This is a genomic window from Nonomuraea sp. NPDC047529 (assembly GCF_040642995.1).
In the GTDB taxonomy this organism is placed as follows: Bacteria; Actinomycetota; Actinomycetes; order Streptosporangiales; family Streptosporangiaceae; genus Nonomuraea.
Map to the genome: position 1 here is coordinate 250,418 of NZ_JBEYTJ010000008.1, position 14,978 is coordinate 265,395.

Here is a 14,978-nt window from a genome sequence, read left to right on the forward strand (position 1 = left end):
CCCGACCGGGTTCGCCAGAGCCTGGACATGGAAGGCCAGGCTCCGGTTCATCGGGACAACTGAGTGATCACGCGATGATCGTTGATGCTGCCGAGGTGTGTCAGGCGGCGGAGATGCCGGCGCTGGCGGCGCGGCGCATGCGACGGCGACGCTCGCTGGCGCGCTCGTCCTCGTTGAGACCGCCCCACGTGCCGTACTTCTCCGGCCGGGACAGCGCGTAGTCTAGGCACTCGTTGCGGACAGGGCACCCGGCGCAGATCGCCTTGGCCTTCCGCTCACGTACGTCACGCTCGGGCTGCCGCTCCCCGTCGGGGCCGAAGAAGAGCACGAGATCCTCACCCCGGCACGCGGCATCATCCTGCCAACCCCAGCTGGGGCGCGGGCGGGCGAGCTGCCGACGTACCTGAGACATGAGAAAACCACCTTCGTGAGAGGTATTTCGGTAATTGAGCCGCATTGGACGCTTTTGGCGTCACTGTTCCAACGCAAGGACGGGCCGTGATGTTCCCTAGTCAGGCGAGGGCGGGCGTGGCGTACCGCACAGGCGTGAGCCTGTCCAGCGAAACCAGCCGGTAGGTGGTGATCGTCTCGGCGCAAGCCGTACCACACGGCGCTGTGAACGCCGATGGCTCAACCACAACCTGGAACCGGACGTCTCCGCAGCGCACGACTGCTTCGGTGACGTCGCCGTCCGACCTGGAGGATTCCACGGCCACTGCGCCGACGGAGCACTCTCCCGTATGGGCTCGGGCAAAATGCTCGACGGCTTGCAATGGCTCAGGGATGCCTGCGCGCCCCCGGAGACGGTCGAGAATGACCTCGCCCGACCGGTACGCGTTAGCCGCTGCCAGTGCAGCAGCCTGAGACATGCTGCCGTAGAAAATTCCGTGTGGCAAGCACACGAGGTTGGCGGCGTAGCGATCGCCGCCAACGTGTGACGTTTCCCACACTCTGTCGGGCAAAGATTCGGCCAGCGACCGAGCGAGGGGTAGTCCAATGCGGGCGCAGCACACATTGCGCTTGGCGTGCGTGCAGACCAGAAATACCGGCTCGTCTTCAAGTATGCAGGACTCCGGGAGCACTCCCGCCACGAAGGCGTCCAGGTCAAGATCGTCCGGACCTGCGACGACACCGCGGGCCAACCAGGGGTGGTCGCCCGCCGCGTAGGCCAATAGCACACGGATTCCCTGGTCCCGCTGGCGGGTTCGCCTCCCCGGACGCCTGATGAGCTGGGGCCTGATACCGCGTTCGAGCGCTCGGCGCACGAGTTCGGAGATTTCTTCAGGAAGTTGCAAGCTTTCCAGGTGGGAGGGCCAGGGGCCGTCGTACTCGACGAGCAGCCACAGTCTGGCTCCCACGGTGGCGCTGGCCAGGGTCGGCATGGCTCCCGTGTGGCAGCCCGCCATGTGCTCGCAGCCCCTCGCCAACGCCTCCCCCTTCCCGACGAATTAGGTAAGGATAACCTAACGCAACGGCGGGTTTGGGGGCGGGGTCACCGGTTCCCGAGCGCGTCGCGTGTCGCGGGCAGCGCCCGGACGCGGTCGGCGGCGACCAGGCCGATCCTGGTCCTTCGGTCCAGCAGGTCGGCCTCGTCCAGCGCGCCCTCGTGCCGGACCGACCAGAGCAGGTCGCCCTTGGTCAGGCCGAGCCCGACCTCTTCCGGATGGGCCTTGACCAGCTCGTACGCCGCCTCGGCCTCGCTGCCGTACCGCTCGGTGAGCCGCGCCGGCACGCCGCCCGGCTGCGGTCCGGCGCCGACCAGGGGGATCTTCTTCGTCCGGCTCGGTCCGGCGTCGAGCTCTTTGAGGGAGACTGCCCGGTCCACAGCGTCCTCGGCCATTCGCCGGTATGTGGTGAGTTTGCCCCCGACGACCGTGACCACGCCGCCGTCCGACAGGACCGCGTGCCGGCGCGAGAGGTCCGCCGTGCGGCCGTCGGCGGCCAGGAGCGGCCTCAGGCCCGCGTACGCGCCCGCGACCGCCTCAGGGGTCACCCGGGCCTCAAGGATGCCGTTCAGCACCTCCAGGAGCGCTGTGACGTCCTCCGCGGGCACATCGGGAACGTCCGGCACCGGCCCGTCCACCGGCTCGTCGGTCAGCCCGACGTAGACGCGCCCGTCGCCCTGGGGAAGTACGAGCGCGAATCGGTTGGTCTCTCCGGGAATGGGCACGTGCATGCCGGCGATCAGCCCCGGCAACGTCCCCGCGTCGAGCACGAGGTGGCTGCCCCTGGACGGACGCAGCCGCACCGCCGGGTCGAGCTGCCCGGCCCACACGCCCGTCGCGTTGACCACCGCCCTGGCCCGGACGGTGAACTGCTCGCCGGTCAGCTCGTCGCGCACCTCGGCGCCCTCGTCCGTGAGCCGCAGGGCCCGGCAGCGGGTCAGGACGCGGGCGCCGTGCCCGGCGGCGGTCCTGGCCAGCGCCACGACCAGGCGGGCGTCGTCGAGCAGCCGGCCGTCCCACGACAGCAGGCCGCCGCGCAGGCCGTCGCGCGCCAGCACCGGGGCGAGCGTGTGGGCGCGCGCCGCGCCGAGCCGCGTGGGGCCGGGCAGCAGGCGGCGCGGGGTGCGCGCGGCGGTCCGCAGCCCGTCGCCGAGCCGGTAGCCGGCCATCACCACGGCGGCCTGCCGCCGGTCGACCGCCGGCGTCAGCGGCAGCAGGTACGGATGCGCCTTGACCAGGTGCGGAGCCGTCGTCCTGAGCAGGATGCCGCGCTCGACCGCGCTCTCGTAGGCCACGTCCACCTGGCCCTTGGCCAGGTAGCGCAGCCCGCCGTGGACCATCTTGGAGCTCCACCTCGACGTGCCGAAAGCCAGGTCGTGCGCGTCGATCGCGGCTACCCTCAAGCCGCGGGAGGCGGCGTCCAGGGCCGCGCCGGCTCCCGTCGCACCGAGCCCCACCACCAGCACGTCGAGCCGCTCCCCGGCGACCACGCCCAGTTCGTACGACCTTCTGCGGGCGTTCAGCGAGCTATCCAAGGTAGGCCTCCAGCAGCGCGGCGAGTTCGGCGTCCAGGTCGTCGAGCGTCACGGGGTCGAGCATCGTGGGGGCCGACAGCAGGAACGACTGGGCCACCAGCAGCACGGCCCGCGCCCTGGCCGGGCCGCCGACGGCCGGCTCCAGCAGGGCCAGCACCGCCTCGTGGCTCGCCCCCCGCCGGTCCAGCAGGTACGGCAGCAGCAGTTCCGGGTCCGCCTCCACGATCTTCCGCCACAGCGGGTGCGCGCGCAGCCCGCGTACGCCGTCCACGATCGCGCGTACCGGATCGGACAGGTCGAGCCGCGACACCACCGCGACCCACTCCCGCGTCATCAGGTCGGCGACCAGCGAGCGCACGTCCGGCCAGCGGCGGTAGATCGTCATCCGCGACACGCCCGCCCGCCTGGCCACGTCCGTGAGCGTGGTCCTGCGCACGCCGTAGGCCAGCACGCACGCGCGCGCCGCGTCCAGCACGCCCTCATTGTGACGGTTCGACGTCATGTGTCACAGTGTATGCGTGACCGGTGAACCCATGCTCTGGTGTGGCTGGGGCGACCCCGCCAAGGCCCGCGAGCTGCCCGAACAGATCCGCAAGCTGCTGCACGACCTCCTCGGCGTGCGCGCGCCCGAAACCCCGGCCGCCGCCTTCGACGACGTGCGGCTGCCGCCGGTCGCGCTGCCCGAGCCGGTGCTGGCCGCCCTCGCGGCCGTCGCCGGGCCCGCGCACGTGCTGACGTCGCACGAGGCCAGGCTGCGGCACACGCGCGGCAAATCCACGCCCGACCTGCTGCGGATGCGCGCCGGCGACGGGTCCGACGCCCCCGACGCGGTCGTGCTGCCCGGCTCGCACGACGAGGTGGCCGAGCTGTTGCGGCTGTGCGCGGCCGAGCGGGTCGCGGTCGTGCCGTTCGGCGGCGGCACCTCCGTCGTCGGCGGGCTCGTGGCCGCGCGGGCCGGCTTCACCGGCGTGATCGCGCTCGACCTGGGCAGGCTCGACCGGCTGCGCTCGGTCGACGCCGAGTCGATGGTGGCCGACTTCGAGCCGGGCGTGCGCGCCCCCGAGGCCGAGCGGCTGCTCGCCGAGCACGGCCTCACGCTCGGGCACTTCCCCCAGTCCTTCGAGTACGCCACGCTCGGCGGCTTCGCCGCGGCCCGCTCCAGCGGCCAGGCCTCGGCCGGGTACGGCCGCTTCGACGACATGGTCGTCGGCCTCACGCTGGCCACGCCGTCCGGGACGCTGGAGCTCGGCCGCGCGCCGAAGTCCGCGGCCGGGCCCGACCTGCGCCAGCTCGTCCTGGGGTCGGAGGGGGCGTTCGGCGTCATCACGTCGCTGCGGCTGCGGGTGCGCAGGCGTCCGGCCGAGCGCCGCTACGAGGGCTGGCGGTTCGAGTCGTTCCGAGCGGGGACGGCCGCCGTGCGGGCACTCGCCCAGGAAGGCCCGCTTCCTACCGTGCTGCGGCTCTCCGACGAGACCGAGACCATGATCGGCCTGGCCCGGCCGGACGCGATCGGCGGCGGCGGCTCCGGCTGCCTGGTGATCCTCGGCGTCGAGGGCGACTGGATCGGCCACCGGCACGCCGCGGCCGCCGCGGTCCTGGCCCGGCACGGCGGCGAGCCGCTGGGCCCCGAGCCCGGCCAGGCATGGGAGCACGGCCGCTTCTCCGCGCCGTACCTGCGCGACTCGCTGCTCGGCGCGGGGGCCACCGTGGAGACCCTGGAGACGGCCGGCTTCTGGTCGAACCTGCCGCGCCTGTACGACGCCGTCCGGCTGGCCCTGCTCGGCGCCCTCGGCTCGCCGCTGGTCATGTGCCACGTCTCCCACGTGTACGAGACCGGCGCGTCGCTGTACTTCACCGTCGTGACCCCGCAGGAGGGCGACCCCGTCGCGCAGTGGGAGCGGGCCAAGGAGGCGGTGAACGCGGCCATCGTCGAGGCCGGCGGCACGATCTCGCACCACCACGGGGTGGGCCGCGACCACCGGGACGCCTACGGCGCGGAGCTGGGCCCGCTGGGCGTGGGAGTGCTCCAGGCGGTCAAGGACCGGCTCGACCCGGCCGGGATCCTCAACCCCGGGGTGCTCGTGCCTCAGTCGCCGCCCGGGATCTGATCGGCCTCGGCCAGCGTCTCGGCGGCGTCGCTGTAGCGGTGGAGCGCCTCGTACGCCTCGGCCAGCCGGTACAGCGAGACCGCGAGGTGGCCGCCGCCGAGCCCGCGGCTGAGCGCCACCGCCTCCTGCGCCATGGGCAGTGCCTCGACGGCGCGGGAGCGGTCGAGCAGCAGCCCGGCCGTGGTGCGCAGGCAGTGGACCAGCAGGCCGGTGTACTCGGCGGGGGAGCTGGCGGCCAGCGCCCGGCTCTGCGCGATGGCCTCGCGGGCCCGTTCGGCGCCCCGGCCCCACCGGGGCAGGCGCAGGGCGTAGGCCAGCAGCGCCTGCACGGCCGCCGCGTCGGGGGTGCCCATCCGGGTCGCGTCGTCCGGGCCGTTCCGGTTCATGGGGGCCCACCTCCGCGTCCCAAGGGCTTGCTTGGGGACGTGAGGTTACACCATGCCGCACCATCTGTGTTTCCGGGAGTACGGAGCGTGGAGTGTGCGCGAATGGAAGATGCCGGTAAAGATGTGGTCATGGTGGAAGTGGCGGCCGAGCGCGGGAAACAACATTCCTCACGGGTGTCGGAGGCGGGGGCCGGCTGGGCCTGTGCGGAACCGGGGACGTTCGCCCAGCTCAGGCCGGACAAGGGCGGATTCACCTGGTTGAATTTACGCACGCTCTGGTTGTCTAGGAACGAGATCCTGGCCGGCTTGTTCGGTGATCCTTCCGGGGAGGTGCGGGAACGGTGGATCGCGGCTCAGGAAGCGCGCGGGATAGATCCGGAATTTCGCATCAAGCCCGGCGTCGGGGGAAATTTCAATTTCCTGATCCTCGGCGACACCGGCGAGGGCGACGCCTCCCAGTACGCCGTCGTCCCCGGCATGCTGAGGCTGGGGCAGGACACGTCGTTCGCCGTCATCGCCAGCGACGTCATCTACCCGACGGGGTCGGGCAACGAGTACGGGAACAAGTTCTTCCGCCCGTACCAGGACTACGAGGCGCCGATCTACGCCATCCCCGGCAACCACGACTGGTACGACGGGCTCGGCGGCTTCATGCGGGTCTTCTGCGACGCCCCGCCACTCAAGCCCAAGCCGGACCGTGGGCTGCGCGGCCTGCTGTGGCGCAAGCCGGAGACGATCGACGAGGCGAAGCTGGCCGAGGCGCGCAAGCTGCGGGGGCGGCCGGCCCAGCAGGCCGCGCAGCCGGCGTCGTACTGGGCGATCGAGAGCGACAGCCTGGTGATCGTGGGCGTGGACACCGGCATCAAGAACGTGATCGACAAGGCGCAGACGGCCTGGCTGCGCCGCGTCTCGCTCGACCCGCGGCCGAAGATCCTGGTGACCGGGAAGCCCATCTACACCGGCAACGTCCACAAGCCGTCTCTGCTGGAGGAAGGCGGCACGATCGATGACATCGTGCGCGACCCGGCCCACCGGTACGTCGCGGCCATCGGCGGAGACGTGCACAACTACCAGCGCTATCCGGTCAAGGTGGGCGACCGGGTGATCCAGTACGTCGTGACCGGCGGCGGCGGCGCGTTCATGCACGCCACCCACATCATCGACAGGGTGGACGTCGCCGGTGTGGCCGAGGACGACTTCAAGTGCTACCCGCTGCGCGGCGACTCGCTGTCCTTCTACAGCCAGCTCTACGCCCGCCGGCTGCGGATGAAGTGGCTGCGCCTCACGCCCGAGGAGGCGGTGTGCATCATGTCGAGCCGGATCGGCAACCGGCCGGCCCGGCCGATCGAGGGCCAGGTCACGGTCACCCGGCGGATGCGCTGGGCGGCGCGGCTGCTCGGGGCCTGGCCGTGGCCGTTCAGGCTGCCGGTGGACAAGGTGTTCCACCGCTTCCTGTCGGAGCTGTCCGACTGGGACCACCCGCCGTTCTTCAAGCAGTTCCTGCACGTGTCGGTCACGCCCGACCGGCTGACCCTGCGGTGCTTCGCCGCCACCGGCTGCCTGGAGCAGGAGCTCCGGCCGCCGCTGGAGGACGAGGTGCACATCGGTTTGTCGTAGCTGTTTGGCACCCTTATGTGCGTGTATGTCGTGGTAGCGGGGGAGACGGTGCTCCCCGTCGGGGGAACGGCCCGGCGCGTGGCCGATCCGGCGTCCGCGGTGCGGGAGCTGGAGGCCGGGTCCGGGCCGCGGTGGGTCTGGGCCGACACACGGGAGACGTACCCGCCGCTGCTGGAGCAGGGCGTGCGGGTCGCGCGCTGCCACGACCTCGTGCTCACCGAGGGGCTGCTGCTCGCCCACGAGGGCCGCTACGGCGAGCCGCGCTCGGCGCGGGCCGCGCATGCCCGGCTGCACGGCCTGCCGGTGCCCGACGACCAGCCGAGCGTGTCCGGCACGCTGTTCGCGCCCGAGCCGCTGGGGGCCGAGGCGGTGGCCGAGGTGCTGGCCGAGCAGCTCCGCCGCATCGAGGCGCTGCCCGAGCCGGGCCGCTTCCGGCTGCTGGTCGCCGCCGAGTCCGCGGGCGCGCTGGTCGCCGCCGAGATGTCGGACGAGGGCATGCCCTGGCGCCGGGACGTGCACGACGCGCTGCTCACCGACATGCTCGGACCGCGTCCCGTGCACGGCATGCGCCCGGCCAAGCTGCAGGCGCTGGCCGACGAGGTGGCGGCGGCCTTCGGGCACCCGGTCAACCCCGACTCGGTGCAGCAGCTCGTCAAGGCGTTCAAGGGCGCGGGGGTGGCGCTGAAGACGACCCGGTCGTGGGAGCTGAAGAAGATCGAGCACCCGGCCGTCGCGCCGCTGCTGGCCTACAAGGAGCTGGCCCGGCTGTACAGCTTCCACGGCTGGGTCTGGGCCGACCAGTGGGTGCGCGGCGGGCGCTTCCGCCCCGAGTACGTCGTCGGCGGCGTGGTGTCCGGACGGTGGGCGACCAGCGGCGGCGGGGCGCTGCAGATCCCCAAGGTGATGCGCCGGGTCGTGGTGGCCGACGAGGGATGGACGCTGGTCGTCGCCGACGCGGCCCAGCTGGAGCCGAGGGTGCTGGCCGCGATGGCCGGCGACGGAGGGCTGGCCAGGGCGGCGGGGGAGATCGACCTCTACTCGGCGCTGGCCCGGTCGTTCGGGGGCGAGCGCGCCAATGCCAAGATCGCGATGCTGTCCGCCATGTACGGCGGCACCAGCGGCGACGCCTCCAAGCTGCTGGCCGTCATGCGGCAGCGCTTCCCGAAGGCGTACCAGTTCGTGGAGGACGCGGCTAAGGCAGGGGAAGAGGGGCGGCTGGTCCGGTCGTGGCTCGGGCGTACCAGCCCGCCGCCGTCCGGGCGGTGGAAGGAGCTCGTGTCCGGCCCGGAGGGCGGGCGGGCGGCCCGCGACCGGGGCAGGTTCACCAGGAACTTCGTGGTGCAGGGCACGGCGGCCGAATGGGCGCTGGCGCTGCTGGCGGTGCTGCGCGGGTTGCTGCCCGAGCCCGCCAGGCTGGTGTTCTTCCAGCACGACGAGGTCATGGTGCACTGCCCGCTGGAGCAGGCGGAGGAGGTGGCCGCGGCGGTGACGACGGCGGCGGCCGAGGCGAGCAGGCTGCTGTTCGGCTCCACCCCGGTGCGCTTCCCGATGGAGACCGTCGCCGTCGCCTGCTACGGCGACGCCAAGTGACCGTCCGGGCCGGTCAGGCGCGTTCGCGGTAGCGGGCCGAGGCCAGCCAGAGGCCGGACAGGGTGACCATGACGCCGACGACCAGGCCGAGCACGCCGTAGGACAGGATGCCCACGATGGCGCCCGCGATGATCGTCCCGGTGGCGCCGCAGACGTTCATGAGCAGGTCGGACAGGCCCTGCACGGCGGGACGGCGGTCGATCGGCACCGACTCGGTGACCAGCGCCGACCCGGCCACCAGCCCGCACGACCAGCCGAGCCCGAGCACGATCAGGGCGGTGGTCACCTGCCACACGCGGTGCCCGGCCGTGCCCGCCAGGACGGCCGCCGCGAGCAGCAGCGCCGAGCCGAGCAGCAGCACCGGCACCTTGCCCGCCCGGTCGGACAGCCAGCCCACGACCGGCGAGAGCATGTACATGCCGGCGATGTGCAGGCTGATCACCAGGCCGATGACGTTCAGGGTCGAGCCGTCGTGGTGGAGCTTCACGGGGGTCATCGACATGATCGAGACCATCGCGGTGTGCGAGACCGCGATCATGACCAGCGCGCGGCGGGCCATGGGGGTCTCGCGCAGCGTCCGCAGGCCCGTCCTGATCGTGCGATGGCGGCCGGGGCCGGGCTCCGGGGCGCCGTCCAGCTCGCGGGCCAGCTTGAGCGGGTCGGGACGCAGGCCGCCGATGATGATCACCAGCGCCACGGCGAACGCCAGCGCCGCGAACGCGAACGGCCCGGCCTTGGCCGCCAGCCCCGCCTGGATGCCCATCCGGTCGGCGGGCTCGGCCAGGTTGGGCCCGGCGACCGAGCCGACCGTCGAGGCCCACACCACCAGCGACAGATGCCGGCCCGCGTGGCCTTGCGGCGACAGATCGGTGGCCGAGTAGCGGGCGGCCAGGCTGCCCGCGCTGCCACCGCCGACCAGCACCAGCCCGGCCAGCAGCAGCGGCCAGTTCCCCAGGCTGATCGCGGCCACCGAGATCGCGCAGCCCGCCAGCGCCGCCAGGTAGGTCAGCGACAGGCCCGCCCGGCGTCCCCCCAGGGTCGACAGCCGCGCGGTCGGCAGCGCGAGCAGCGCCGCCCCGAGCACGGTCGCGGTCCCGGCGAACCCGCTGATCACGGTCGAGCCGGACAGCTCGTCGACGACCACCGAGCTGAGCGCCAGCCCGACGGCCACGCCCACACCGCCCACGATCTGCGCGGCGGACAGGACGACCAGGGTCCGGCGTTGGACGTTGACGAGGTCAGGCAGGGAGACGGGGGGTTTCGTGGGGGTGCTGGTCACCTGTGAAGTCTCGCATATACCCCGACATCACCCTAAAGAGGACAGGCATCCATTTCTCTTGGGAAAGGTGCCTTCTATCAGAAGATGGTGACGGAATCCCCCACCGTGATCGTGCCGGGGGCGTCCGGGATCAGGTTGATGCCGAACCAGACCTTGCCGTCCCACTTGCGGTGGCGGGACAGCGTCCTGATGGGCTCCTTGCCCTTGGCGTAGGTCGCGGTGTCGATCGTGGTCAGCACGCAGCGGTCGCAGCCCTTGGTCACCCGGAAGGAGACCTCGCCGATGCGCAGCCGCCGCCACTCGTCCTCGGCGAACGGCCGTTCCGCCCCGTCGATCACCACGCTGGGCCGGAAGCGGCCCATGGGCAGGGGTGGCCGGACCTCCTCGCCGCGCTCGGCCGCCGTCTCGGCGATCCAGTCGTTGAGCCGGTCGAGGGACGCGGTCGTGGTCAGCAGCAGGGGGTAGCCGTCGGCCAGGCTCACCCGGTCGCCGGGCAGGCCGTACTCGGGGTTGACGGGACGGCGGGTCGGGTCGTCGAGCCAGGCCAGCCGCGCCGGACGGCCGATCAGGTCCGACAGCCAGCGGGCCGCGTCGTCGCCGCAGTCGGTGAGCTCGACCGGCGTGCGCCAGACGGTCACCGTGGTCAGGGTGTCGGTAGGGGTGACGCGCAGTGGGGGCGCGTGCGGGCCGGTCAGGGTGAGGGTGTCGCCGTCCAGCTCGGCCACGCAGGCCAGCAGCATCGGGTGCTCGCGGGCGGTCAGCAGGCCGCCCTGCCCGTCGGTCACCAGGTACCGCCGGTCGCCGGCCAGCCCCCACGGCTGCACCTCGGCCCGGTGGACGTCGTGTCCGGCGGTGGACTTGACGGGATAGAAGTGGATGCTCGCCAGTTCCATGGCCAGGACGGTACCTCACGGCCTCGGGACGGCCTCGGCCCGGTGGGCCGCGGCGACCGGCTCCCGGCGCGTACGGGCGGACAGGGCCACCGTGCCCAGGGCCGCGACGCCGAGCACGGCCCCGATCCAGCCCACGGACGGGTACCCGGCACCCGCCCCGATGGCCAGCCCGCCGAGCCACGGGCCGACGGTGATGCCGACGTTGAAGGCGGAGACGTTCATCGCGGCGGCCATCGTGGGGGCGTCCTTGGCCAGGGTGAAGGCGCGGGTGTTCAGCGTCGGGTTGGTGGCGAAGCCGAACGCCCCGAGCAGCACGATCAGCGGGACGGCCAGCACCGCGACCGGCGCCGCCAGGGCCAGCAGGACCGAGGTCACGACCAGGCCGGCGATGCCCGCGTACAGGGTCGGGAACGGGCGCGCGTCGGCGGTGCGCCCGCCGATGGTGATGCCGATCGTCGCGCCGACGCCGTACAGGGCCAGGACGGCGGGCACCCAGGCCGCCTCCATGCCCGTGGTGTCCACCAGCATCGCGCTCAGGTAGCTGAAGGAGACCAGCAGCGCGCCGGTCGCCAGCGAGGTGGTGGCGAGGGCGATCCACAGGCGCGGGTTCAGCGTCGAGCGCAGTTCGTCGGCGATGCGCGGCGCGTTCTCCTGCTCCGGCCGGCCGCCGGGGATCGTGGCCAGAACGCCCACGGCCGCCAGCGCCGACAGCGCGGCCACGGCCCAGAACGCGGCGCGCCAGCCGAGGTGCTGGCCGATGACCGTGCCCAGGGACAGCCCGAGGACGGTGGCCACGGTCAGCCCGCCCACCAGCACGCTCATGGCCTTGCCCCTGGCGTTCGGTGGCACCAGGCCGATCGCCGTGGAGGCCGCGACCGCCCAGAACCCGGCGTAGACGACCGCGCCCGCCACGCGAGTGGCGAACAGCAGGCCGTAGCTCGACGTCAGGGCCCCGGCCACGTGCGTCAGCGTGAAGACCAGCATGAACGTCAGCAACGCCGTACGGCGCGGCCAGCGCAACGTGACCACGGCCAGCACCGGCGCCCCCACCAGCATCCCGATCGCGAACGCCGAGATCAGCAGTCCCGCGTCCGGGACGGACACGCCGAGGTCGGCGGCCATCTCCGGCAGCAGTCCGGCCAGCATCAACTCCGAGGTGCCCTGGGCGAAGATCGCCAACCCCAGGATGAACACCGCCAAAGGCATGATCGACACTCCTGTTTTAGAACGTTCAGTACAAAATTCGGCCATCAAAAAGAGAACGGCGCGAGGTCAGAAAGCGGTCAGCGCGGTCGTCGCGATGGATTCGAGCACCGCCCGGCCCGCCCCGCCCCTGGCCGCGACGCGCAAGCCGCTGACCGTGGCCACGACGAAGTGCGCCAGCGCCAGGGCGTCCTTGCCGGCGTCGATCTCGCCGCGGGCCTGCCCGCGCTCGATCGCGCCCCGCAGCGCCTCCACCCGTCGCTCACCGTCGCGGCGCAGCAGGGCGGCGATGCCGGGATCGTGCGGGGCCACCTCCACCAGGGCGTTGACCACCAGGCAGCCGGCCGGGTCGCCGGCCTCCGGATCGACCGCCTGCCACAGCACGGTCCGGATCTTCTCCACGACCGGCAGGCCGGAGTCCATGAGCTCGATCAGCGCGGACGTGCGCTCCTCGTGGTAGCGGCGAAGGGCCCGCTCGTAGAGATCGCGCTTGCTCGCGAAGGTGTTGTAGATGCTGCTGCGGCCGAGGCCGGTGGCCGCGCACAGGTCCTGGGTCGAGGTGCCTTCGTAGCCCGCGTCCCAGAACGCGCGCATGGCTGCCTCGACGGCGCGGTCCTCCTCGAACGTGCGTGGTCGTGCCATGACGAGCACGCTAGCACGTTTTGGACTGATCGATACAAATATGGGGGGTCAGGTGGTCTGGCGGAACGTGTCCAGGAACACCTTGCGGGCCTCGGCCTGGTCGTCCCACTTCAGCTCGGGCATGTCGAACGAGATCGTGAAGGCGGTCTTGTCGTCGAGCGTGACGTACCGGGTCAGGGCGTGCATCGGGACGCCGTCCGCCGAGGTGTAGGTGTACTCCCAGTCGGCGGCCTTCCAGCCCCGGTAGTCCGTGGCCTGGAGCTGCACCTGGATGTAGCCCTCCACGCCGCCGTCGGCCTCGCGCCGGCTCAGCTCGGCGAGCCCGTCGGCCTGCGGGGCGGCCTGCTCGACCGTGATCCGCGTGCCGGAGTCCTTGGGGCCGGTGAACGTGGCCGCGTCCCCCGAGGTGGCGAGCTTCCAGCCGTCCGGCGCCGCCGCCGCGAAGCCGGGCGCGGTGTGCTCCTTGTAGCCGTCGGGCACCGGGGACGGTCCGGCCTTGCTCGGCGCCGCGCTCGCGGAGGCGCCCGGCGACGCGCCGGGCGAGACCTGGGGCGAGCCGCCGGACAGGATGACCGCGATCGCGCCGATCACCACGGCCACGCCCGCGACCGCGCCGGCGATCAGCAGCGGTGTGGGCCTGCCGTTACGCGTCCAGGGGCCGCCGCCCTCCTGGGCCCGGCGGCGGCTCGTGCCGGAACGCGAGGAGCCGGAGCGCGAGGGACCGGTCCGCGCGGAGCCGGTTCGCGTCGAGCCGGTGCGTGTGGAGCCGGTCCGCGACTGGCCGGTGCGCGTGGCGTCCGAGCGCGGTGAGGAGCCGGGCAGGGTCGCCAGGCGGCTGTGCCTGATGTCGTGCGACAGGTCGCGCGAGTGCTCGCGCAGGTCGTCGGCCGAGGCCAGCGGCCACGGGGCCGAGGTGGCCGCCGCCCTGCTGTCCGAGGTCAGCGGCAGGATCGGCTGCGGCGCGGGCGGGACGGGCGCGTCGAGGTCGTCGGGATCGTCGGCGGGCGGCTCCATCCGGTGCGGCCCCGAGGGGCCGCCGAAGGCGTCGAAGCCGCCGGCCGGGGACGGGAGCTGGTCGGTGCGATGGCTGCCCGACGGGCTCGACAGCCCGTCGTAGGGCGGCATCGCGTACCCGCCCGCCGGGCCGGCCAGCGGGTCGTACGGCACCCGCACCGGCCCCGAAGGGGTCTCCACGATGCGCGACGGCATCGGCCCGGACGGGAACTCCAGCGGCGGCATCAGCCCCAGCGGCGTCTGGTCCGGCTCGCCCGGCAGCGTCTCGACCGGGCGCGGCCGGGCCGAGCCGTGGGCGCGCAGCACCGCTTCGAGCATCTCGGCGACCTGCTCGGAGGCGAGTCGTTCGGCCGGGTTCTTGCGCAGCAGGCCCTCGATCACCGGCAGCAGCGAGCCGGCCCGCTGCGGCCTGACCGGCTCCTGGGTGAGCACCGCGCCCAGCACGGCGATCGCGTCCGGCCCCTCGTACGGCGGCCGCCCCTCCACGGCCGCGTACAGCGTCGCGCCGAAGGACCACAGGTCGGCCGCCTGCCCGATCGGCTGACCGGACAGCCGCTCCGGCGGCACGTACGCGGGCGAGCCCATGAGCAGCCCGGTCTGCGTGATCGTCACGTCGCCCTCGATGGCGGCGATGCCGAAGTCGGTCAGCACCACCCGGTCCGAGGTCAGCAGCACGTTGCCCGGCTTGATGTCGCGGTGCAGGATGCCGGACGCGTGCGCGTGCCGGAGGGCGTCGAGCACGCGGATGCCGATCTCGGCGGCCTGGATCACCGGCAGCGGCCCGCTCTGCCGTACGGCCTGCTCCAGCGACCAGGCGCGGACCAGTTCCATCACGATCCACGGACGGCCGTCCTCCTCGACGACGTCGTGGACGGTGACGATGCCCGGATGCGTCAGCCGCGCGGCCGACCTGGCCTCGCGCAGCATGCGCCGGTGCGCCATCTGCGTGCCCGCCTGATCCAGCCCGTACGGCAGGATCAGCTCCTTCACCGCCACGTCCCGGTCGAGCAGCACGTCGTGGGCGTGCCACACCATCCCCATGCCGCCCCTGCCGACCGGCGACATCAACCGGTAACGCCTGCCGACCAGACGCCCCTGGCTCTGCGGGTCACCCCCCGGTGCACCCTGGTCCGGGCCGGGCCCGCCGAGCAAGCGGTCGGCTGCCATCTTGCCGCCCCCATTCAGCCTCATCTGTCACATCAGAGCGTGACCACTTCGTGCGGTAGATCGCCGTACGCGACACCGTGCGCCATGCGCTACTTGCAG

The 14,978-nt window shown here is 72.7% G+C and carries 13 protein-coding genes; 3 read left to right on the forward strand and 10 right to left on the reverse strand.

All coding sequences use genetic code 11. From position 1 onward, the window contains the following. Nucleotides 1–100 precede the first annotated feature (100 nt). The 4 genes from ABZ815_RS15765 to ABZ815_RS15780 form a co-directional block, all read right to left on the reverse strand. A complete protein-coding gene (locus tag ABZ815_RS15765) occupies nt 101–412 on the reverse strand; it encodes a WhiB family transcriptional regulator (RefSeq protein ID WP_125634885.1) in 312 nt (103 codons plus the stop codon). Nucleotides 413–512: 100 nt separating this feature from the next. Beyond that, nucleotides 513–1,382: a sucrase ferredoxin gene (locus tag ABZ815_RS15770; RefSeq protein WP_357698181.1), complete on the reverse strand. Its 870-nt coding sequence runs from the start codon at nt 1,380–1,382 to the stop codon at nt 513–515. 110 nt (nt 1,383–1,492) lie between these two features. Next, nucleotides 1,493–2,980, reverse strand: a complete 1,488-nt coding sequence (locus ABZ815_RS15775) for a glycerol-3-phosphate dehydrogenase/oxidase (RefSeq protein ID WP_357698183.1) — start codon at nt 2,978–2,980, stop codon at nt 1,493–1,495. Further along, nucleotides 2,973–3,482, reverse strand: a complete 510-nt coding sequence (locus tag ABZ815_RS15780) for a helix-turn-helix domain-containing protein (protein ID WP_357698184.1) — start codon at nt 3,480–3,482, stop codon at nt 2,973–2,975. Before ABZ815_RS15780 ends, ABZ815_RS15775 begins: the two co-directional genes overlap by 8 nt. A gap of 31 nt (nt 3,483–3,513) precedes the next feature. Here ABZ815_RS15780 and ABZ815_RS15785 point away from each other — a divergent pair, with 31 nt between their 5' ends. Beyond that, nucleotides 3,514–5,088, forward strand: a complete 1,575-nt coding sequence (locus tag ABZ815_RS15785; protein ID WP_357698306.1) for an FAD-binding oxidoreductase — start codon at nt 3,514–3,516, stop codon at nt 5,086–5,088. On the opposite strand, the gene ABZ815_RS15790 is transcribed toward ABZ815_RS15785, so the two are convergent. Beyond that, nucleotides 5,067–5,474, reverse strand: a complete 408-nt coding sequence (locus ABZ815_RS15790) for a hypothetical protein (protein ID WP_357698186.1) — start codon at nt 5,472–5,474, stop codon at nt 5,067–5,069. The two genes, ABZ815_RS15785 and ABZ815_RS15790, sit on opposite strands and share 22 nt — an antisense overlap. A gap of 129 nt (nt 5,475–5,603) precedes the next feature. Between ABZ815_RS15790 and ABZ815_RS15795 the strand changes: the two genes are divergently transcribed. Next, the gene (locus ABZ815_RS15795) at nt 5,604–7,091 is read left to right on the forward strand and encodes a metallophosphoesterase (RefSeq protein ID WP_357698188.1); all 1,488 of its coding nucleotides are present in this window, start codon (nt 5,604–5,606) and stop codon (nt 7,089–7,091) included. 15 nt (nt 7,092–7,106) lie between these two features. Further along, nucleotides 7,107–8,681 carry a bifunctional 3'-5' exonuclease/DNA polymerase gene (locus ABZ815_RS15800; protein ID WP_357698190.1) on the forward strand — a complete coding sequence of 525 codons (1,575 nt, stop codon included), beginning with the start codon at nt 7,107–7,109 and terminating at the stop codon, nt 8,679–8,681. A gap of 13 nt (nt 8,682–8,694) precedes the next feature. On the opposite strand, the gene ABZ815_RS15805 is transcribed toward ABZ815_RS15800, so the two are convergent. The 5 genes from ABZ815_RS15805 to ABZ815_RS15825 all read right to left on the reverse strand — a co-directional run bounded on the left by ABZ815_RS15805 (nt 8,695) and on the right by ABZ815_RS15825 (nt 14,903). Continuing rightward, nucleotides 8,695–9,960, reverse strand: a complete 1,266-nt coding sequence (locus ABZ815_RS15805) for an MFS transporter (protein WP_357698192.1) — start codon at nt 9,958–9,960, stop codon at nt 8,695–8,697. A 77-nt stretch (nt 9,961–10,037) separates the two neighbouring features. Then, nucleotides 10,038–10,853, reverse strand: a complete 816-nt coding sequence (locus ABZ815_RS15810; RefSeq protein ID WP_357698193.1) for an MOSC N-terminal beta barrel domain-containing protein — start codon at nt 10,851–10,853, stop codon at nt 10,038–10,040. A gap of 15 nt (nt 10,854–10,868) precedes the next feature. Further along, nucleotides 10,869–12,059 carry a Cmx/CmrA family chloramphenicol efflux MFS transporter gene (locus ABZ815_RS15815; protein ID WP_357698195.1) on the reverse strand — a complete coding sequence of 397 codons (1,191 nt, stop codon included), beginning with the start codon at nt 12,057–12,059 and terminating at the stop codon, nt 10,869–10,871. Nucleotides 12,060–12,125: 66 nt separating this feature from the next. Further along, nucleotides 12,126–12,698: a TetR/AcrR family transcriptional regulator gene (locus ABZ815_RS15820; protein WP_357698197.1), complete on the reverse strand. Its 573-nt coding sequence runs from the start codon at nt 12,696–12,698 to the stop codon at nt 12,126–12,128. Nucleotides 12,699–12,746: 48 nt separating this feature from the next. Further along, on the reverse strand, nt 12,747–14,903 hold the full coding sequence (locus ABZ815_RS15825) for a serine/threonine-protein kinase (RefSeq protein WP_357698199.1): 2,157 nt from the start codon (nt 14,901–14,903) through the stop codon (nt 12,747–12,749). Nucleotides 14,904–14,978 lie beyond the last annotated feature (75 nt).